We start from the raw sequence: 19,971 nt of genomic DNA, 5'->3' as shown, positions 1-19,971 counted from the left end.
CTAAACCCCAATTCCATGCGAACACGTATTATGCTCCTCGTCCTGCTGCTTCCGGCGGTGCAGGCCTGGCCGCAATCCGCGATGCAAAAATTCGACCTCGAATCACCCCTTAAAAAACTAAAAATCGACATCACCGTACAAGACAGCGTGACCTACGCCGTGACGCTGGGTGGCAAGGCCATATTGCTACCTTCTGCCATTGCCATGGATTTTGGCCAGGTAAAGGCCGGTAATAATGCGGTTGTGAGCACAACCCGCAAAAACAATGCTCGTGGCGAGATTACACTGCCTTACGGCCAGTCCGCGAAGTTGCGTAATGATTATAATGAACTGGAAATCCAATTTAAAAACTACTACTCTATTACCTTCCGGGCATATGACGAGGGCATTGCTTATCGTTTCTCGACCGATTTTACAGAACCGGTGAAGGTCGTTTCAGAACTGGCTACCTTCCGGCTGGCAGGCGACCCGGAAGCTGTTTTTCCAGAGTCGGATGTGTTTACTTCCTGGGAAGTGCCGTATATAAAGTATAAAAGTGTGTCGGCTATGGCCGAAGGAAAGAAGGCTATTTCACCGGCATTGTTCGGGCAGCCGGGTGGTGCGAAAATCGTCATCGCCGAGTCCGATCTGCTCGACTATCCGGGCATGTACCTGCAAAAGAACCAGGGAACCATCCGTGGTACCTGGGCACCTTATCCGGCCAAAACCGGAATGGGTAGCTGGGGAAACTTTGTTTCGGTGGTGAAGGAAAGAAAGGATTACCTGGCCGAAACCGGAGGCAAACGCTCCTACCCGTGGCGCATCATTATTGCCACCGAACAAGAAAAAGAATTGCTCACCAACCAGTTAGTTTATAAGCTCGCCGCGCCGGGCGTCGCTACGCCGGGCGTCGCCACGCCGGGCGTCGTCACGCCGGGCGTCGTCACGCCGGGCACCATTCAGGACTTTTCGTGGGTCAAACCAGGAAAAGCTGCCTGGGAATGGTGGCACGATGCCATGCTCCCGGGGTCCGAAACGCCGTCGGGCATGAAGAACCGCGGGACGGCATTGTATAAACGTTATATTGATTTTGCCGCAGACAGTCAACTCGAATACCTGATGATCGACGCTGGTTGGTCGGATGTATATGATCTGAAAAAAGTAAAACCGGAAACCGATGTGCGCGAACTCGTGCGTTATGCAAAGGGCAAGCATGTGAATGTCTTCCTCTGGTGCGTAGCTTCTACATTGCTCAACGACCTGGAAGGCAACCTCGATTTTATCCGTTCCATCGGCGCAGTGGGCATTAAGGTCGATTTTTTCGACCGCGACGACCAATTAGCGATTCAATGGTTTGAAAAAATTGCCAAAGCCGCCGCCGACCGGCACTTAATGATCGATTTTCACGGCTGCTCCAAACCCACCGGATTGGAGAGAAAATACCCGAATATCGTCAACTACGAGGCCGTGCGCGGTGCCGAATGCTCCAAATGGGACCTCACCGCCAATCCCGACCAGCATTTGCTGACACCTTTCATCCGCATGGTCGCAGGCCCGCTCGACTATACGCCCGGGTCCATGCGCAACACGACCAAAGAAACTTTCAAGCCCGTCGATCCCGGTCTGCCATCGACCCAAGGCACCCGCTGCCACGAACTGGCGATGTTTGTGATCTTCAACCAGCCGCTGGCGATGCTTTGCGATTCACCGACGGAGTATACCAAATACCCGGATATAATGCAGTTCCTCTCCGCCGTGCCCACCGTATTTGACGAGACGAAGGTGCTCGATGGCAAGGTCGGCGAGTATGCCGTGATGGCGAAAAAGAAGGCGGGGAACTGGTACATTGGCGCGATGACCAATTGGGACGCGCGCACCGTGGAGCTGGACTTTTCTTTTCTGCCCGATCGAAAAACCTATCAGGTAAGCCTCTACACCGACGCCAGTGATGCCGGAACTGAAGCTTCACACTACACCTTCAAAACAATACAGGTAACCCGGAAAACACGGTTGAAACTACCGCTGGCAAAGGGCGGCGGGGCCGTGGCGATGATCCATCCGTAGGCTTTGCACTTTGCGAAGAGATAACGTAATATAATCCATCTTGTTCATAAAATTGACCATTTAAGGGGGCTCTTTTTATTCCGACCTTGCACAAGGTTTAATTACAATTATTAGCGGAATAAAACAAAATCTACTCAGTTTCCTTTCTTATCCAAACCATTAGTATCCCGATGAAAAATCAAATTTTACAGGTACTGCTACTTTGGCTGGTCGCTACCACTGCCTTTGCGCAGACCGTGACCATCAAAGGGCGCGTGACTGACAAAGTGACCAAAGCACCCGTTTTTGGTGCGTCGGTTGCGTTGAAATCCGATCTCTCCAAAGCCACCATCACCAACGATACAGGGGAATTCACGCTCACAGTATCCGGCCCGGACGCGAAGGTGATCATCCACTCATTCGGTTATCAGGATGTTGAGGTCCAGGTCGGCAACCAGACATTCCTTGAAGTAATGCTGGATGAAGAAGCCAAAGGTCTCGACGAAATCGTGGTAGTGGGTGCAGTTGTGCGCCGGGAAAGCCTGACGGGTTCGGTAGCGACCATTAATGCAGCCAAAATTTCCCAAACCCCAACCAATAACATCAACCAGGCATTGCAGGGCAAAGTGGCGGGTGCTTACGTTGTTTCGAACTCGCAACCCGGATCCGATGCCAGCATTAAAATACGCGGCAACAACTCGATCCAGTTTGGCACCAACCCGATTTTTGTGGTAGATGGCGTGATCATCGACGGCGGCTTCAACACATTGAACCCCGACGACATTGCGTCCATCGATGTGCTGAAAGACGCGGCCTCGACGGCTATTTACGGCTCGCGCGGGGCAAATGGTGTGGTGGTGGTGACGACTAAAAAGGGCCGGAATGGTGCCGGAAAGGTGAGTTATAATGCATGGTTCGGTGTTCAGAGTTTTAGCAAGAAAGTGGACTTAATGAAAGGGAAAGATCTTTTTGATCTCCGTGTGGATGCTTATGCCAATGCATTTATCGAGAAAAACCCGCAAGGCAACCGGCAGCAATACATCACCGATTCGCTGATGGGCCCTAACTCGCTGGCATTTGCACAATACGAACTCGACGCCTACCGCCAGGGCAAGTCCTACGACTGGCTCGATGCCGTAACCCGCAAAGGTTTCCAGCAAAACCACACTATGAACTTCTCGGGCGGCACCGAAAAAGGCAGCTATTTCCTAAGCTTCAACTACACCGATCAGAAAGGCATTGTTCAAAGCTCCGGCTACAAACGCCTCGGCGGCCGCGTTAACCTCGAACAGGCTATCAAACCGTGGTTGAAGGTGGGTACAAATACGTCGTTTACGAATTCAAAGGATGATTATGTGGACGGCAGCGTATTTTCGGTGGCTGCGGTAGCCAACCCATTGCTCCCGGTGGATACGGCGAGTTATTACCTTAAATATGGCGATATTGAAAATCAGGACGCTTACAATCCGTTGCGCAGCCTTTCCATTACAGGTGACAATATTTCAAACCGTTTGCTTTCAGCGAATTATATTAATATTTCACCCATCAAAGACCTGAATATCCGCTCGACGGTCTCGTTTGACATGACTAACCAGCAGACATTCTGGTACACACCGATGACCACCGGTCAGGATCGCCGCAACAGCAACCACGGAAAGGCCTCGCAACGGAAGGATGTGTACAACAACCTGCAATGGGATAACACGATTTCATATAACAAGAGCTTCGGGCCGCATTATCTGTCGATACTAGCAGGGACTTCTATGCAGAAGAATAAGTACAATTACAATCAGGTGGATGCATTCGGGTTTCCCAATGATGATTTCGGGTACAAATTTCTTGGAGGGGCTTATTCCAAAGACAAAACCAGTCTTTCCTCCGATTTTATCACCACTACCCTGCTTTCATTCCTTGGCCGCGCGGATTACAGCTACAACGATAAGTATTTTGTGACAGCAACCCTGCGTTATGACGGATCGTCGCGCTTCGGCGCCAACAACAAATGGGGTGCATTTCCCTCATTGGCATTGGCTTACGATATGTCGAAAGAAAGTTTCATGAGCAATCTGCATCCGATTAGTCGCCTGAAATGGCGCGTGGGCTACGGTATCGCAGGTAATCAGAATATCCCAAATTATGCATTTGCCAGTCTTTATCGCCCGAATTATACCAATAACTCAGTTACCTACGTCTCAGATGGCCGTTTGGGCAACCCTAACCTGCATTGGGAGCGCCAGAAGCAGCTCAACCTGGGTGTAGACCTCGGCTTGTTCGATAGCCGGTTGACAATTACAGCCGATTATTTCAATATAAATAATGACGACCTGCTAATGGTGAAGACATTATCGACCACGACGGGCTTTACGAACACCGTATCCAACGTGGGCGCATTGAATAATAAAGGGATCGAATTTGCCATAAACGGCGCATTGATCCGCAAGCAGGATTTCCAGTGGAATGTGAACCTCACCATTTCCCACGACCAGAACAAAGTAACCGCGCTCTACGGAGACACCAAGGCGATTTACAACAAAGGTGGCTATACCGGCGTCGAAATCCAGCGCACCGGCAACCTGTTCCTCGGCGAGTCTTTGAACAGCGTATATAGCTATAAGTTCGACAAGATCGCGCAGCAGTCGGACATGGACCGCATCAAGGATATGGACTTCGCAGGCCGTACTGTGCATCCTGGTGACATCATGCCAGTTGATAAGGACGGCAACGGGGTTATCAACGACGACGACCGTTATGTGGTAGGTAAACTGAATCCCAAATTCTATGGCGGTTTTGGCACGGATGTAACTTATAAAGGTTTTGGATTGAATATGTTTTTCAACTATTCCTACGGCCTCAAACGCCTGAGCGGACTTTATGAGGGATTAATGTCCTCTTCGGGTGTGAGCGCCGCGCACGAGGACCTGAAAGACCGCTGGACACCAGAACATACCAATACCAACGTGCCTCGCGCATTGTATGGCATCCCGCGTTACAGCTACGGAGACACCGACCTGGGCCTGCAAAACGCGTCTTTCCTCCGCCTTTCGACATTGACGATTTCCTATACTCTACCCCGCAAGGTGGCCAGTATGCTGCGGTTGGAAAACACGCGTTTCTACGTTACCGGCGCCAATATGCTCCGTTTTACCAAAGACCGGGGTTACGATCCCGAGACTGGCGATGGCTACCCGAATTCAAAAATGCTCACAGCCGGTTTAAACCTTACTTTCTAGCATTAACATCTATTTGAAATGAAAAGAAGAGCTGCATTAGGCATACTTCCGGTAATGATCCTGGTTTCGACCGTGTCCTGTACCGACTTTCTCGACCAGCAACCACAGACGGCCCTCACCCAGGAACAGGTTTTCGCGAAACTCGAAAACATTGATCCACTCATCACCGGGCTTTACACCAACTGGCGCAATGCGCGTAAGGACCGCGGCGGTTTTATGTTCCAGCTCGGTGGTGACGAATCCCAGCAAGGCGCGTTCCAGGTGCGTTCGGAGGCCGATCAGGCCGGTCTGGACCGTTATGACGGCTTTCTGGCCCCGCGCAACAACGCATTGACACAGCAATGGGACCTCCGCTGGCCGATCGTTTCGGCAGCCGCAAAAGCCATTCTCGCATTGCAAACCAATACCGAAGACGAGGCCAAAAGAAACGTGCTGTTAGGCGAAGCGTCGTTCATCTGGTCGGCGGTTACCTTTGAACTGACCCAATATTGGGGCGAAATACCGATCATCGATGCGGGCAAGCTCAACGAGTTCGGTACTAGCCGCAAACCGTTGCCGCAAGTGTATGAATACCTGATCAAAAACCTGCAATTCGCTGTCGATCACTTGCCTGAAACTCAAACCGACAAGCGCCGCGTGACGAAATATGCGGCGATGGCGCTCCTCGGGAAGGTGTACCTTTACGCTCCGCAGGAATCCAATGCAAGAGATTATCAGAAAGCTGCGGATATGTTCGATGGTGTGATCAAATCGGGTAAATACAGCCTGTTACCTAAGTTTGGCGACCTTTTTGATCCGTCAAAACCCAATTCCACTGAATCTCTGTACGAATTCCAATTCACCAACACCTATCCGGACAACAACCAGACGCAGTGGCAAATGGGCTCCCGGGCACTGGCCTCCATCGATGGTAACTGCGCATTCGGCGGCTACGATTTGATGGTGCCTACCGCATACGCTTACAAAGACGCGACGAACGGTGGCGTTTGGGAAGCAGGCGATGTCCGCAAAACTGCTTCTATCCGCTATGATTTCATTTATAACGGCCAGCCGCCTAAGTTACTTTCAGGCTTTGGCGGCGATGAGCTGGACCCGCACGTAAAGAAGTTCGAAGACCCGCGCACGCAAGGCACGATGAGTTTCTGGTATTCGGGTAAAAACATCATTTACATGCGTTACGCCGACGTTCTCCTCTGCTACGCCGAATGTCTCAACGAGTTGAAACGCACGCCGGAAGCCGTAGGGATCGTCAATAATCAGGTACGCACCCGCGCATTCGGCGGCACATTGCCAGTAACCATGAAATGGAACGAAGGCCTCAGCCAGGATGAATTCCGCACCAAAATGCTCGACGAACGCATGCGCGAACTCTGTTTCGAAGGCTGGCGCAGAATGGACCTGATCCGCTCCGGCAAATTTGTAAGCCTCATCAAAGCCCGCAACCGCTGGGCCGCCGAAAGCAACACCATCCAGGAATTCCACAAAAAATATCCGATCCCGCTGACGGAGGTTTTGCAGAACGAGGATATCTCGGATGCAGATCAGAATCAGGGGTATTTGCCTTAAAAGAGTATTGAGGTAACAACAAAAAAGGGCCTAATGGCCCTTTTTTGTGTCAAATCGACTTTAGACAAACCGTTTATTTCCAAATTGAACCGATTGATCATTATTGCCTGAATTTCAGTTCAGTTGATACAATAACATACCTTCGGAGTTTCCATAAGAACGGCCGCGGGGTTACATTTGTGTTCAACATTAACAAAGGAAACCATGGCAAGACCTATTGAAGAAACCCCGGTGTTGAGCAAGCGCGAGTGGAAGAAATTTGAGGCGCAGTTGTATGAAAACAGGAATGAAAGGGCGACACCTGAGGAGCTGGAAGCCCTCAAAAAGAATTTCGAATCTTTCTCGTCACCCTTTATGACTAGGAACTCAAATAATGAATCAGAGATTTGTTAGGCTACGACCCGATTACAATTTGGACTAGTTTGATTGCGCTGATAATGATCTCAATGACTTTATTCGCCGTGACGCAAAACTCTATCAGACTCACCTTTTGGCTGTAAGCTACCTTCTGGAAGTCGATGAAGACATAGTCGGCTTTTTCTGCGTTTCCAATGACCGCATTTGTAAGGGCGATACCGACAAATGGAGGAAGATCAAAGATTCAGTACCTTATCCGAAACGAAGGAATAGTTACCCCGCAGTAAAAATTGGGCGGCTCGCAATTGATAAAAAGTTTCAGCGGGGTGGCTTTGGAAACAGGATGCTCGAATACATCAAATATCTATTTCTGAAAAATAACAAGACGGGGTGCCGATTTCTGCTGGTTGACGCATACTTGCAATCGGTTAATTTTTACAGCAAGAACGGTTTTGTCGAGTTGTCAAACGACAAGTCGGACAAAGACACCAAGCTGATGTACTTCGACTTGAATTACTTTCGACCATCAATACCGTCGTAATACTAATTCAAATCCGTATCGAACTCGCCAGTCATTCAAGTCACTGACAGCCCTCGCCCCCCCTTACGCATTTACCATATTCCGCTTCCGATACTCCGTCGGAGGAATATCCATCAGCTTCGAAAACATCCTCGAAAAATAATATTGGTCCTCTACCCCCAGCATAATAGCCATTTCCTTGATACTCATTTTAGTAAACGTAAGGTATTGACAAGCTTTCTGTATCTTCAGATGGTTAAAATATTCAATGGGCGAATAGCCGGTTTTGCTGCGGAAGAGGACGGAGAAATGAGATACTGAGAGGTTCGCAAAGGAAGCGAATTCATTAAGACTGATCACGTCGCCGATACGTTTTTGCATGAGGTCGATGGTAAGTGCTACGACGTGGTTTTCCTGCGCCGCTTCGAGGTTGTTGAACTTGTCTTCGTAAAGCAATGAGGACAGGAAATGCGAAAAGGTCATATTCACGTACCGTAGCGTATCGGCGCTGTAACCCTTTTCAAGATTGGTATAAATCTCTTCAAACAGCTTAATCCTGTTGGCATTATAGGCTAATGTAGGCTTGTAATTTTTGGCATTTTTGAGGATCAGGTCCACGATATAGCCGGCGGTCTGGCCCTTGAAATGAATCCAGTAAATGGTCCAGGGATCGTCTGTGGCCGAGCCGTAGCGGTGTGGGGTGTTAGCCGGAATGGCGATAAACTGCGATGGAGCTACCTCGATTTTCTTTTTATCGATCTCCACCCAGCCGTGGCCGTTGATACAGTAAATGATGATATGCTGGCTGATCCCCTGCGGCCGCTCCACATAATGAAACTGCGCCTTAGGATAATAGCCTATATCGGTAATGTAGATCTGCCTGGTGATCGGGTCGTCGACCAGGAACTCATTCTGAACCTTCCGGGGCAGCACGATAAGACGCTGTCCCTCAAAACCTTCCCGCTTTCTTGTTGCTTTTTCTTTCATCCGCGATCTCCGCTTCGGTTGATTTTCAATCCAATTTAGCAACCGGCTCCCGGTTTGCAACTAATGCCCGCAAACGCTCCGCGCTTACCTCAGGCGTAATGCCACGCTGCGGGTTACCCATGAGCTGGTAACCGACCATAAATTTCTTAACAGTGGCAGAACGCAGCAGCGGTGGATAATAATGCACATGGAATTCCAGCCGGGATAGGTTTTGCCATCCGCCCGCAGCACGGGACGCTCCCCTGTTGCCTGCCAGGGTCGTTTTGCACGGTGGGGCGAAACCGGTATCGAGTCGCCGATAAGCGGGTTGTGCCGTCTGTGCGGATGTTCAGTCAGATCGAATACATTCATATTAATGTACACTAAAAACGTCACCGATCTCTTCCAGCGTTTTGCCCTTCGTCTCCCTGACTTTCAGCCAGGTAAATGCAAGCCCCGCAAAGCAAATGGCCGAATAGATATAAAACGTGTAGTCCTTGAATTTTTCAAAAAGAATGGGGAATGTAAAAACGAGGACGAAATAGGCCGCCCAGAGACATAGTACCGCCACTGTTGAAGCCTGGCTACGGATCTGGTTGGGAAATATTTCGGAGATCAAAACCCAGGTAACCGGTGCGAGCGTCATCGCGTAAATGCCGATCGCCGCGAGCAGGAACCAGGCCACATCCGGCGAGCCTTTACCGAGCATAACAGCCACCACGATATAAAGCACCGCCAGCCCGCCCGCACCGATAAGCATCAGCGGCTTACGTCCCAGTTTATCCACGAGCAACATCGCCGCAATGGTGAACAGGAGGTTGATACCACCAATAAAAATCGTCTGCAAAAGCTGGCCGTCCTGCGACACACCGACGCTCTGGAAGATTTTAGGGGTGTAATTAAAAACGACGTTAATCCCGCAAAGCTGCTGAAAAACAGCCAGCACAATGCCCGTGAGCACAACCGGTAGCATCGCTTTCTTGAAAAGATCCGCATAACTTGCGCGCGGCGTACCGCCCTTCGCTGAACTGCCTCCCATCGATTCACGGATTTTACCCAAACCTTCCTCCATATAAGCTCTGTTCCCGATTTTACCAAGCACTTTCGCCGCCTGTTCCGTCCGGCCTACCATGGCCAGCCACCTCGGACTTTCGGGCAAAAAGAATGCGCCGATCACAAAAAACAGCGACGGCACGGCCCCCAGCCCGAACATCCATCGCCAGGCATCGTCGCCATGGTTGCGAAGGCTGTAATTGACCAGGTTAGTGACCAGGATACCGATCACAACCGTAAGCTGGTTGATCGCAACCATTCGCCCGCGCAGATGCGCCGGGGCGATTTCCGCAATGTAAACCGGCGAAAGCATCGAAGCCATCCCCACACCGATACCGGCTACAAACCGGAATGCAATGAATGCATTCCGATCCGGCGCGAGGGCCATGGCGATGGAGGATATGCCAAAGATCGCTGCGGCCAGCAGCAAACCCGGACGCCTTCCGTAACGCTCCGATACTGAACCTGCGACAATGCAGCCCAATATCGCGCCCAATGCGAGACTACCCGTGGCGAAGCCTTCCCAGTAGACCGTAAGCCCGAATTGCTGCTGCAAAAACGGCAGCGCTCCGGCGATCACCGCGAAATCGAAGCCAAAAAGATAACCACCCAGGGCGGAGATCAGGGAAATGCCCAGGATGTAGGAACTGTTGTATGCGGGAGCCTCATTCATAAGGTTTCTGGGTCAGGTTTTGTTTTGTATTTCAAATGGCTTTTGAGCATCACAAGAGCGACGTGCTATCGTCGGCTACAACATGATAGGCTTCCATAATTTTGTCCATCTTTTGGTGATCGCTGCGGGGAGTACAAAGCCATTGTTGTAATCGGTATGCCCACCGATGAGGTTCATCCGCCCCGGCGACCGGAGGATCAGGTCCGGTGTGCTTTCAAAAACAGGTTGAAAGAGTTGTGTCAGATCGTCCCTGGAAATGGTGTGCATGGTTTAGATAAAATGTAATGGCTCGAAAAATGACCACATTCTTAGGTACGAGGCCGCTGCCTGATGGTTTGCATTCAATGCAACCACCTCTTCCAGCAATGCCCTGGCCGTTTCGTACTCGCCAAGCCCAAGGTAACCCAGTCCTTTCAAATACAGGCAATGCACCCGGTTTCGTAGGTTAAGATCGGCATCGAACACGAGCATATCGGGCAACGAAACCGCGAAGTAGTCAATGCGGATCTGGTCGCCGAGGTGCGAATCACCAAACTGCACGAACCGTTCGAAGTTTGCGCGCGCCTTTTCCGGGGCGTCGAGTTTGAGCCATGCGAGGCCCTGGTAAAATATCTTGTCGGGCTGCTGGTCGTTGTAGTAAATCGCCTGTACCGGCTCGCTGATGCCCACGGTCGCCTTTTTGAAGTATGCAACGGCTTGTTCTCCGTCCTGCAAGCCAGCGTAGGCCAGGCCACTCAGGTAATCAATGTCATTCTCTTGCGTGCCATAGATTTTGCCTTCTCCAAGGTTTTCCGGATAAGTTCTCGTCGCATGCAGCAATGCCAATGCGCTTTCAAATTCCTGGGCTTCGATAGCCTGCTTCGCCAGCTCAATATGGCATAGCAGGAACTGGCCGAGCACTTTGCCTTCCCCGCCTTCCCAGGGATGGAATTTCCGGGCAGCCAGTAGCACCTTTGCTTCCTCATATTGGAAAACACTGTTCAACAAAGTCACGCGTTCCAGGTACAAATCGTCTCGGTCATTCACAAGCGCCCGGTACTGGTTCAGCAATGCCAGCCTTTCCTCCGCCGTTTTGTTTAATATTTTATAAAGCTGATCGAGCTCCATCAGCACGCGGGCATCGGTGTTGTCCAATGCAAATGCCTTTTCGAGTAACCTTAATGCCTCCTGCTTTTTACCCAATTTGTTGTAATAGGCCAGCGAAAGGTTGCGATAAGGCGTCGCAAAGTTAGGCGACAGCGTAATAGCGGCTTCCCAGGCGGCGATGGCTTCGGGATATTGTCTTTTATCATACCACAAATTCCCCAGCAGATAATGCGCATGACCGTCCGAGGGGTTCAATGCGATCGCATTTTGCAGGATTGTCACTTCCTCTATCTTGTTCGGGAAACAGAATGCTGGGCTTGATGCCGCCGCATTTTTGTAATGGATTACTGCTTTCTCAGCATCAGCGCTTTGCATAGCGAACCAACCCAGATAGTAATCAACGAGCAGAGAAGCCTCGGTTTCATTGTTTTTATAATACCCCAAAACCTTTCCCGCCTCCGTGTACAAGCCAGCGTGGGCATAGGCTAGCGCCAACTCCTGGTAATTCTGCAATGCGCCGCGCATTCTTTCTTTCAGCAAGTCGATCAGTGTTGCATTTTCGACATTCTCCTCTTTTTCAATCCAATACCATTCGAGCAGGCACCCGAAATTAAAGCGGTCGATGTCAAGCGATTCCTTCGCTAATGTAATGGCTTCGTGATATTGGCCTGTTTTGCGCAATAAAGCAGTCTTCAAATGCCTCGCCGACGGGCTGTGATAGTTTCGTATTATCGATTTTTCCACCAGTTTCAATGCTTCTGCCCACCTTTGCTGGTGCGAAGCAATGCGGGCAAGAAACAAAAATGCGCTGTGCTGAAAAGCGTCGTTCCAGGTGGCTTTAAAAAATGTGTCGTAGGCGGCCTGGTATTTTTGTTGAAAAAACAGCGAAAGCCCCAGGTTATAATGCGGCTCACCATCATACGGGTTTGGATTGCGTTTCAGCAGGGTTGCAACGGCGCGTTCGAAGAAGGGTTGCGCCTTGGCAAACTTCCCGCGACGAAGCAGCAAAAGGCCCATGGCATTGTTGCAGCGTACATCTTCGGGACTTCTTCTCAAACCTTCCTCATAATAATCCTCCGGCCGGAATGTGGCATGCCGGTACTGTTCCAGATGTAGCCCGTTCAGGAAAAGTTCTTCCATTTGCTCCACATCGGCAGGCGCTTTCGCGGCAGTAGCCGCTTTGGGAATTTCCCGTTCGATACCAGCCGCTTCCGGTTGCCAGCTGATCAGCTCGTTGCCCTCCCTATCGGCGACTATTAGTTTCCAAAGCTCAGGTTTGGATGTATCGTCAGCTTTTACGGTTGTTTCGAAAACGGCGGCCGGTGAGATCGTAGATGTGAAAGTTGCTACTTGCTCGCCATTTTTAAGCAAAACAATGGAAGCACTTTCGTAAACACCAGTAGCGTAAACTTTTATATACACCTCATTATCAGCAAATTCCATATTCAATGCAGCTTCCTTACTCGCATTTTTGACGACGCCGATTTTAGCATAAGGCATGAAATACTGCTCGAAAGTCTTGCCCTCGTTGGGTTGGAGCCAGGAGAAATCGGGCTGGTTGTCGGTGAACATGCCTGTCATAAGTTCGATGTACGGACCATCCTCGTCGGTAAGGTTGCGGTCCCAGGCAAAGCCGAAATCACCGTTGCCCCAGGTCCATTGCTTTTTACCCGGCGATACGTGGTGATCGGCCACATGCAGCATACCCGCCTGGGTGTCGTGCTCATAGCAGCCCATAAAGTCGTATTGTGACTGGATGGCCATGTAGGAAGTCGGCACAGGAATGTTTTTATAGCGCGATATGTCCGTTCCTGGCGCGTAATCGACCTTATAATAAGTGCCTGTTGCAATGGGGAAGTCAGAAACATCCCGCTTACCATGGTCAAAAACAGCGAACACATCGGGTGGGAACACGGATTGGTAGTGATCATTCACCTTCACTGCCGGATTGGCCCACCACAAAAACGTTTGTGGGAAGGGCGTCGGGTTAAATAGCTTGCCCTGGATTTCGAGGTAGGCCTTGCCGGGATACAATGTAAAGCCAGCCATTCCTTTCGTCCGGAACATAATCTCCGTTTCATTGACCCACACCGTTTTGCTGCCGTCGGGATTTTCCGCAATGGAAAAATCGACCGGGCTGAACGTACTCGGCCGGTGATGCTGCGGCCAGTTGAACTCGATCCCGCCCGAGATCCACGGTCCCGCCAAACCCACTAATGCAGGCTTAACGACCTGATTATAGTATACAAAATCACGTTGCTGCACCTTATCCCAGGCGCGCTGGATACGCCCGCCGAGCTCGGGCAGAATCATGATTTTCAGATATTCGTTTTCCAGAAAAACCGCATTGTATTCCTGCTCGGTTTTCTCGTCGGAAATTTTTTCGATCACCGGATGCGGATACACCACCCCGCTGCTCCCCTGGTAAACCCTCTTCTCAAGGAACATCGGGTTTTTCTCGGGTTCCCCCGCACGGTAAGTCGGGATCGTTACCTTTTCGGTCCAGGCTGATACGTTCATTTTTAATTTTGAATGAGTGAATGGTCTAATTTTGAATGACTGAATGAGTGAATGAGTGAATGCTCAATTTTGAATGATTGAATGAGTGAATGCTCAAATTTGAATGACTGAATGACTGAATGGTTCAATTTTGAATGAGTGAATGTTAATGTCGCCCTGAGCGGGCGGGGCCGTCCGCTCAGGGTGACATCACGCGTCAAAAAATTCACTCATTCACTCATTCACTCATTTACTCATTCACTCATCAGTCATTCAGTCATTGTCAGCAACGCGACCGCGCTTTCGAATTCGTTGTACATGACGAACTGTAAGCCACTGGTCATCAGGAACTCGCCGGTGAAGGTTTTGCCTTCGTAGGCTTCCAGCCTGCTGAATGTGCTTTTGTTGATTTCGGTCAGTTTGTAGCGGGCGTCTTTTTTGAGGCCTTTTAGTTTGATCACCGCGTTGTCGCCGTAGATCGATTTTTGTTGCAGATAATTGAAAACCAATACACTGTCCTGTTTCTCACTTACATATGCGACGGCTGCACGGTCGTGTGTATAAGGGGATTGAAGTCGGTAGAGGTCTCCGTGAAGTACCACGTTGCGGACTTGCTTGTAGGTCTGAATGGCTTTTTTGGAAAACTCCTTCTCTTCCGGTGTCATCTGTCCCGGCTGCAAATCCATTCCGAGCTTACCCGACATCGCTACGTCGAAACGGAATTTCAAAGGCGTCGTGCGGCCGGTCATGTGGTTGGGCGTTACGGATACGTGCGAGGCAAGGCCGATAGCGGGATAAAAATGGTTGGCACCCCATTGGATTTTGATGCGGTCGAGGGCGTCGGTGTTGTCGCTCGGCCAATATTCCTGGAAATACGGCATCGTCGCATAATCCATCCGGCCACCTCCGCCGGAGCATACCATCATGGTCACGTCGGGAAATTTCTTACGAAAACGGTCGAGGACTTTCAGCAGTCCGCGGGAATACTCGATAAATATGTGCGATTGCTGGTCTTTGGGCAAATAAGTTGAGCCTGGATTGGTCAGGTAGCGGTTGCAATCCCATTTCAGGTAGCTGATGCCTTTGTTGTCGGCCACGACTTTTTCCAAAACCCCATATACATAATCCTGCACGGCGGGGTTAGCCAGGTCGAGGATCAGTTGGTTGCGTTGGAGGTCGATATCGCGGTGTGGCGCGGTAAGCACCCATTCGGGATGTTTTTCGTATAACTCACTCTTTGGGTTTACCATTTCAGGCTCCACCCAAAGGCCAAATTTGAGGTTGTTCCGTTTGCACTGTTCGATCAGGTAAGGGATGCCGTGCGGGAGTTTTTTGGCATTCACCTCCCAGTCGCCAAGGCCCGCATTGTCGCCATTGCGCGGATATTTGTTGCCAAACCAGCCGTCATCGAGCAGGAACAGCTCGAAGCCCATGCTCGAAGCATCTTTGATAATGGTCGAAAGTTTAGCCTCGTCAAAATCGAAATAGGTCGCTTCCCAATTATTGAGCAGAATATCCCGCGAAGCATAGCCGTCTTTAATGCCATACTTCCTTGCCCAGCGGTGAAAACGACGGGATACTTCGCCGCTGCCCTCGTTGCTGAATGTAAAAAGAAACCCGGGGGTTTTGAAAACCGTGTTAGGAGCCAGCTGGTATTGGGACGCGAAAGGGTTCATACCCGCAGTCACTTGCAGGCGTTTCTGGTAATCCATTTCAAACCGGAACTGCCAGTTACCCGGCCAGGCCAGTGCACCGGCGAAAACCTCGCCATTGTCCTCATCCATTTTGCCATTCAGGGAGAGCAGGAATGATGGGTTGGTCATCTGGTCGGTGCGCACGCCGAGTTTGGAATCGAGGACTTTGGTACCTTCCGTCAACGCCGTTTCCACCGCATTGAATTCTTTGGCCCAATCACCATAAAAGTAGTTGAGATGCGGCAAGGGCGACTGGAATGCGAAACTAGCGGAGGCGAAATTATAGAGTGTGACAGGTGTCTTTTCCCTGTGTTCCAGCTCCATCCATTGCTCGATGATATTCTGGTCCTTGTAAGTTTTATAACAAAGCCTTACTTGCAGCGGGTAATAGGAATCTTTCAGGAACACCGTCGTCTGGGTCACATTGGCATCGATTTTCGTGACGGTATTTCGCTCATAAACGAGGCGGGTGGTCAGGTTACCATCGGCGTGGGTAACGCGAAGCGCTGCGTCGGAAACGTTGGTCCCGTAGGCCGGAAATGCGTTGGCTGCTTGCCCTGTGAGGCTTTCGGGCAAAGAATCGTCCATTCTCTTTCCGAAGTATATTTGTTTTAACTGGCCTTGATTATCAACACCTAACACCAGCGAATTGTCGCGGGTAGCAATGCGGATCACGTCTTTTGAATGGTTTTGGGCCAAAGACGCGAAAGGATTCAAAAGCAGGTTCAGGAACAACCAGGTGGCAATCGGGGCCGTTCTGAAAAGGAAAGGATTTTTACCCATTATTAATGTTTTACAAAATCTTCAAAAAGTGCTGAATCAGATACCAAAATTGCCTGTTTGGCCCTGAAATGAAAATAGTCCATCTTATGGAAATGATGGACTATCTTACGCTACTTATTACATACCCTGTAATTGCAACACCTCAAAACTATTCCCCGATGATCTTCCTGCGATGCGCTATTCCCCACTCCGTCAGGTTGTCAATGATCGTCTTTAATGTCAGGGGCTAGTGGAATTTTTACCCAACTACTCGCAACCATCATGTTACTCAACAACATCCGAACGGCCGGATGATGTTCCGTCAGGGCGAGCGCCTTTTTTACGAGGAGGATATTTTCGCCGCCGACTCCACCGTGTTCGACATTTTTACACACAAATTTATAGAAGGAAACCCCAAACAGGCCTTACAGCAGCCCGGCAGCGTGGTACTGACGCAGCGGGTGGCAGAACGTTTCTTCGGCAAATCCCCTGCCCTTGGTCAGGTTCTTCAAACCAACGACACCACATCCTATAAGGTCACTGGCGTGATCCAGGACGTACCCAAAAATTCGCATTTTACCTTCAATGCATTGCTTTCACTGAACCAAAACCAGCGTAATGCCGATGGCTGGGGTAATTTCTACATCAATAGCTATTTGCTATTATCCAAAAATGCGGACCTGAAAAAGCTGGAAGCTGGGTTTCCCGGACTATATGAAAAATATATGTCGGGTATTTTCAAACGGATGGGCATTCACATCACCTATCAGATGCAACCGCTAACGAGCATCCACTTACATTCGAAATTCGACGGCGAGTCCAATGGCGACATTGGCTATGTGTATACGTTCAGCGCTGTGGCCTTTTTCATGCTCCTGATCGCCAGTATCAATTATATGAACCTCGCGACCGCACAATCGGCGCGGCGATGAATGTATGGATATTTATCGCTTCTTGCGTGGCAACATTATTGATATGCTGGCTGACGGTCATTTACCAGTCCCTTAAAGCGGCGCTGGCCAATCCGGTGAAGTCGTTACGCTCGGAGTGATAACTACTTTCGTAGCTAAACCTAATTCGCGTGTATTCTGTTGGTGACTAAAAGGCCGTTTCCCCTTAACGGAAACGGCTTTCCTATCAGCAGTTTGTTATGAATTTAGGTAGATACGCTAATAAAATGGGGCTAAGACACGTTGCCACCTGTACTTTTGTAGCTCTGGCTAGCATGACGTTTTCCTGCAAAGTAAGCGTCCCAACGGAACATGATGGCACATCGGCATATGCCGACTTACTATCCCGCGGCGGCGACTCGGCTACGGTTGCCACGCGTTACATTGGCTTAGAAAACACGATCAATTTCAGGGATTTGGGTGGGCTTAAAACCAAGGATGGCAGAACGGTGCGAAAAGGGCTCATCTATCGTTCGGATAATCTCTCAAAGCTGGAAAGCGACGATTTTGACCAGTTCAATGCATTGCGCATTGCCACCGTCTACGACCTTCGCACCGACCATGAAATCAAAGGCAAAGAGGATCATTTGCCTGCCAATGTCCGCTATATGCACACGCCCGTGGTTCAGGACAACGCAGGCGAGATCAAGGGGTTACGTAAACGCGTGCTCAATGGCGAAATCACCGACCAGCAGGCGAAGGATATGACTGCGAAGTTTTACGCAGACGCGGTGACCGTAAATGCGGACTCAGTAAAGCAAATTATAAAAAAGATCATTAACTCCGACCAGCCGGTACTCTACCACTGCTCGGCAGGAAAAGACCGGACCGGCATTATATCCGCATTGATCCTCTCCATCGTGAATGTCGACAGGCAGGTGATCATCGACGACTACATGCTTTCCAACTACTATCGGCGAGAACGGGCCGAAGCGACGCTTGGCAAAGCAAAACTCGGCCGGGTTATCAAACCGAAACTGAATTTGAAAGCCGTAGAAGTTCTCTCGACGGTCGACGAAAGTTTCATTAGTGCCACATTCAACGCCATCGACAGTACATACGGCGGCATCGAACCCTTCATTGAAAATAAGCTTGGTATAGATAAAACCGCACGACAGGCGCTGATGGAGAAGTTGACGGAGTGAAGTCGCTCAGAAAGGATATTGCTTATAGACGCTGAAATGTTCGATGCAGTGACTATTTTGCATATTCAATCCTAAACCACTGAAACTTTCATGATGATACCAAAAAAAGAAACGGGTCCGCTTCTGACCCGGCGTGAAATGCTCGGCGTAACGGGCATGGCCGGACTAACGGCCTTGACTGGCTTTACAGGGGCCCCTGTTCCGCAGGCTGCACCAAAACGGCCGCGTATCGCCTGCCTCGTCAGCTACTGGGGTGCTACGAGATCACACGCGGACTGGATCGTCACCAAACTCCTGGACGGTTATTGGTGGCAGGGCGCCCACACCGCTTCGCGCGTCGACGTAGTCTCGGTTTACATTCATCAGTTTGAAACAAGCCTGTTGGGCCAGAAAATTTGCAAGTCGAAAAACATTCCGATTTTTAAGACAGTTGGTGAAGCCGTCACACTTGGGGGGAAAGAACTTGCCGTGGATGGTGTCGTCATAGTCGGGGAACACGGGGAATATCCCACCAATCTCAAAGGGCAGTGGCTCTTGCCGCGCTGGTGGATCTACGAGAAAGTGATCCGCGTTTTCGAGCAGAGCAAACGCTCGGTGCCCATCTTTAACGATAAGCATCTTTCGTATAGCTGGGACGAAGCCAAATGGATGTTTGATAAATCGCGTGAGCTGAACTTTCCATTATCAGGCGGGTCTTCCATCCCGGTCTACTTCCGTAAGCCCGAGATAGAACTCGATATCGATACGCCCATCAAGGCATCTATCGTGGTGGGTGGCGCGCCCGATGAAGGGGCTCTTTTCCATTGTGTCGATGTTCTTCAAGCTTTTGTGGAACGTCGCAAGGGCGGTGAAACGGGCGTTAAGTCGGTGCAATGCATCCGGGGGCCGGAAACATGGAAATGGACCGAACGCAATCCCTGGGCGGGTAAGTTACTGGAATCCGTGCGGACCAGTTTTAACCTCAAACCGGGACACTTTCAAGCGATCGGCAAACCAAATGTCTGCATTGTAGAATATAATGACGGAACGAAAGCGGCGGTGTATTCGGGCCAGGATGTGGGGTGGACCTACGCCGGCGAAATCGAAGGGCGTAAAGACCCGGCGATCATCTCGATGCTTGACTGGCCCGGTCCGTTCTCGCAATACCACGCCTCCAATTCCCAACCGCACTGGATTACCGAACTGATGGTGACCGGAAAGGAACCATTCAATGCGGAGCGGCTACTGCTATCCACCGGCATTACGGCCTACAACATGGAATCAAACTGGGAAAACGGCAAATATTCTCCTATCGGTCGCCGCATCGAGACTCCATTTATGAACATGAAATACCGCTCGACGCGGGGAGCGCAATTCAGCACAGGGGAAAGGCCGCCGAACGTGCCCTATATGCGGGGGTTTGCGGAATGATTTTGAATGAATAATGGTCAGATGTTGTCATTTGTAAT

At 50.3% G+C, this 19,971-nt stretch carries 15 protein-coding genes and 2 pseudogenes; 9 read left to right on the top strand and 8 right to left on the bottom strand.

Annotation, left to right across the window (positions count from 1 at the left end; all coding sequences use genetic code 11):
• The first annotated feature begins 15 nt into the window (after positions 1-15).
• The 5 genes from LZD49_RS02615 (at position 16) to LZD49_RS02595 (ending at position 7,716) form a co-directional block, all read left to right on the top strand.
• Positions 16-2,043, top strand: coding sequence for a glycoside hydrolase family 97 catalytic domain-containing protein (locus LZD49_RS02615; protein ID WP_234665757.1), 2,028 nt, complete (start codon positions 16-18; stop codon positions 2,041-2,043).
• A 170-nt stretch (positions 2,044-2,213) separates the two neighbouring features.
• Entirely contained in the window at positions 2,214-5,252 is a 3,039-nt protein-coding gene (locus LZD49_RS02610; RefSeq protein ID WP_234665756.1) for a TonB-dependent receptor, read from the top strand.
• 18 nt (positions 5,253-5,270) lie between these two features.
• A complete protein-coding gene (locus LZD49_RS02605) occupies positions 5,271-6,818 on the top strand; it encodes a RagB/SusD family nutrient uptake outer membrane protein (protein ID WP_234665755.1) in 1,548 nt (515 codons plus the stop codon).
• 204 nt (positions 6,819-7,022) lie between these two features.
• Complete coding sequence (locus LZD49_RS02600) at positions 7,023-7,211, top strand: hypothetical protein (protein WP_234665754.1); 189 nt, start codon at positions 7,023-7,025, stop codon at positions 7,209-7,211.
• Between the two features lie 97 nt (positions 7,212-7,308).
• Positions 7,309-7,716 carry a GNAT family N-acetyltransferase gene (locus LZD49_RS02595; RefSeq protein ID WP_234665753.1) on the top strand — a complete coding sequence of 136 codons (408 nt, stop codon included), beginning with the start codon at positions 7,309-7,311 and terminating at the stop codon, positions 7,714-7,716.
• 63 nt (positions 7,717-7,779) lie between these two features.
• Here the strand turns inward: LZD49_RS02595 and LZD49_RS35965 are convergent, their stop codons facing one another.
• From LZD49_RS35965 to LZD49_RS02560, 8 genes and pseudogenes are all read right to left on the bottom strand, one after another.
• Positions 7,780-8,076 carry a helix-turn-helix domain-containing protein gene (locus LZD49_RS35965; RefSeq protein ID WP_409021297.1) on the bottom strand — a complete coding sequence of 99 codons (297 nt, stop codon included), beginning with the start codon at positions 8,074-8,076 and terminating at the stop codon, positions 7,780-7,782.
• A 153-nt stretch (positions 8,077-8,229) separates the two neighbouring features.
• Positions 8,230-8,682 (bottom strand): annotated as a pseudogene (locus LZD49_RS35960) (AraC family ligand binding domain-containing protein); the annotation flags it as partial.
• 25 nt (positions 8,683-8,707) lie between these two features.
• Positions 8,708-8,869: a hypothetical protein gene (locus LZD49_RS02585; RefSeq protein WP_234665751.1), complete on the bottom strand. Its 162-nt coding sequence runs from the start codon at positions 8,867-8,869 to the stop codon at positions 8,708-8,710.
• 53 nt (positions 8,870-8,922) lie between these two features.
• Positions 8,923-9,033 (bottom strand): annotated as a pseudogene (locus tag LZD49_RS35465) (hypothetical protein); the annotation flags it as partial.
• A gap of 1 nt (position 9,034) precedes the next feature.
• Positions 9,035-10,387, bottom strand: a complete 1,353-nt coding sequence (locus tag LZD49_RS02575; RefSeq protein ID WP_234665750.1) for a sugar porter family MFS transporter — start codon at positions 10,385-10,387, stop codon at positions 9,035-9,037.
• 75 nt (positions 10,388-10,462) lie between these two features.
• Entirely contained in the window at positions 10,463-10,654 is a 192-nt protein-coding gene (locus tag LZD49_RS02570) for a galactokinase family protein (RefSeq protein WP_234665749.1), read from the bottom strand.
• A gap of 3 nt (positions 10,655-10,657) precedes the next feature.
• Positions 10,658-13,993, bottom strand: a complete 3,336-nt coding sequence (locus tag LZD49_RS02565) for a DUF5107 domain-containing protein (protein WP_234665748.1) — start codon at positions 13,991-13,993, stop codon at positions 10,658-10,660.
• 248 nt (positions 13,994-14,241) lie between these two features.
• Positions 14,242-16,449, bottom strand: coding sequence for an alpha-galactosidase (locus tag LZD49_RS02560; RefSeq protein ID WP_234665747.1), 2,208 nt, complete (start codon positions 16,447-16,449; stop codon positions 14,242-14,244).
• Positions 16,450-16,739: 290 nt separating this feature from the next.
• Here LZD49_RS02560 and LZD49_RS02555 point away from each other — a divergent pair, with 290 nt between their 5' ends.
• From LZD49_RS02555 to LZD49_RS02545, 4 genes are all read left to right on the top strand, one after another.
• Positions 16,740-17,360: an ABC transporter permease gene (locus tag LZD49_RS02555; protein ID WP_234665746.1), complete on the top strand. Its 621-nt coding sequence runs from the start codon at positions 16,740-16,742 to the stop codon at positions 17,358-17,360.
• Positions 17,357-17,479, top strand: a complete 123-nt coding sequence (locus tag LZD49_RS35460) for a hypothetical protein (RefSeq protein ID WP_255720904.1) — start codon at positions 17,357-17,359, stop codon at positions 17,477-17,479. Before LZD49_RS02555 ends, LZD49_RS35460 begins: the two co-directional genes overlap by 4 nt.
• Before the next feature lie 99 nt (positions 17,480-17,578).
• Positions 17,579-18,523 carry a tyrosine-protein phosphatase gene (locus LZD49_RS02550; RefSeq protein ID WP_234665745.1) on the top strand — a complete coding sequence of 315 codons (945 nt, stop codon included), beginning with the start codon at positions 17,579-17,581 and terminating at the stop codon, positions 18,521-18,523.
• 90 nt (positions 18,524-18,613) lie between these two features.
• Complete coding sequence (locus LZD49_RS02545; protein WP_234665744.1) at positions 18,614-19,933, top strand: hypothetical protein; 1,320 nt, start codon at positions 18,614-18,616, stop codon at positions 19,931-19,933.
• Positions 19,934-19,971: the final 38 nt, after the last annotated feature.

It is taken from the genome of Dyadobacter sp. CY261, assembly GCF_021440085.1.
Classification (GTDB): Bacteria; Bacteroidota; Bacteroidia; order Cytophagales; family Spirosomataceae; genus Dyadobacter.
Note: the sequence above shows the minus strand (reverse complement) of the source record. Positions and strands in the feature narration are given on the sequence as shown.

What these genes read in the sequence shown, in the direction of transcription:
- LZD49_RS02615 (WP_234665757.1), top strand. Translation starts at nt 16, where the DNA reads ATGCGAACACGTATTATGCTCCTCGTCCTGCTGCTTCCGGCGGTGCAG.
- LZD49_RS02610 (WP_234665756.1), top strand. Translation starts at nt 2,214, where the DNA reads ATGAAAAATCAAATTTTACAGGTACTGCTACTTTGGCTGGTCGCTACC.
- LZD49_RS02605 (WP_234665755.1), top strand. Translation starts at nt 5,271, where the DNA reads ATGAAAAGAAGAGCTGCATTAGGCATACTTCCGGTAATGATCCTGGTT.
- LZD49_RS02600 (WP_234665754.1), top strand. Translation starts at nt 7,023, where the DNA reads ATGGCAAGACCTATTGAAGAAACCCCGGTGTTGAGCAAGCGCGAGTGG.
- LZD49_RS35965 (WP_409021297.1), bottom strand. Translation starts at nt 8,076, where the DNA reads ATGCAAAAACGTATCGGCGACGTGATCAGTCTTAATGAATTCGCTTCC.
- LZD49_RS02575 (WP_234665750.1), bottom strand. Translation starts at nt 10,387, where the DNA reads ATGAATGAGGCTCCCGCATACAACAGTTCCTACATCCTGGGCATTTCC.
- LZD49_RS02570 (WP_234665749.1), bottom strand. Translation starts at nt 10,654, where the DNA reads ATGCACACCATTTCCAGGGACGATCTGACACAACTCTTTCAACCTGTT.
- LZD49_RS02565 (WP_234665748.1), bottom strand. Translation starts at nt 13,993, where the DNA reads ATGAACGTATCAGCCTGGACCGAAAAGGTAACGATCCCGACTTACCGT.
- LZD49_RS02560 (WP_234665747.1), bottom strand. Translation starts at nt 16,449, where the DNA reads ATGGGTAAAAATCCTTTCCTTTTCAGAACGGCCCCGATTGCCACCTGG.
- LZD49_RS02555 (WP_234665746.1), top strand. Translation starts at nt 16,740, where the DNA reads ATGATGTTCCGTCAGGGCGAGCGCCTTTTTTACGAGGAGGATATTTTC.
- LZD49_RS35460 (WP_255720904.1), top strand. Translation starts at nt 17,357, where the DNA reads ATGAATGTATGGATATTTATCGCTTCTTGCGTGGCAACATTATTGATA.
- LZD49_RS02550 (WP_234665745.1), top strand. Translation starts at nt 17,579, where the DNA reads ATGAATTTAGGTAGATACGCTAATAAAATGGGGCTAAGACACGTTGCC.
- LZD49_RS02545 (WP_234665744.1), top strand. Translation starts at nt 18,614, where the DNA reads ATGATGATACCAAAAAAAGAAACGGGTCCGCTTCTGACCCGGCGTGAA.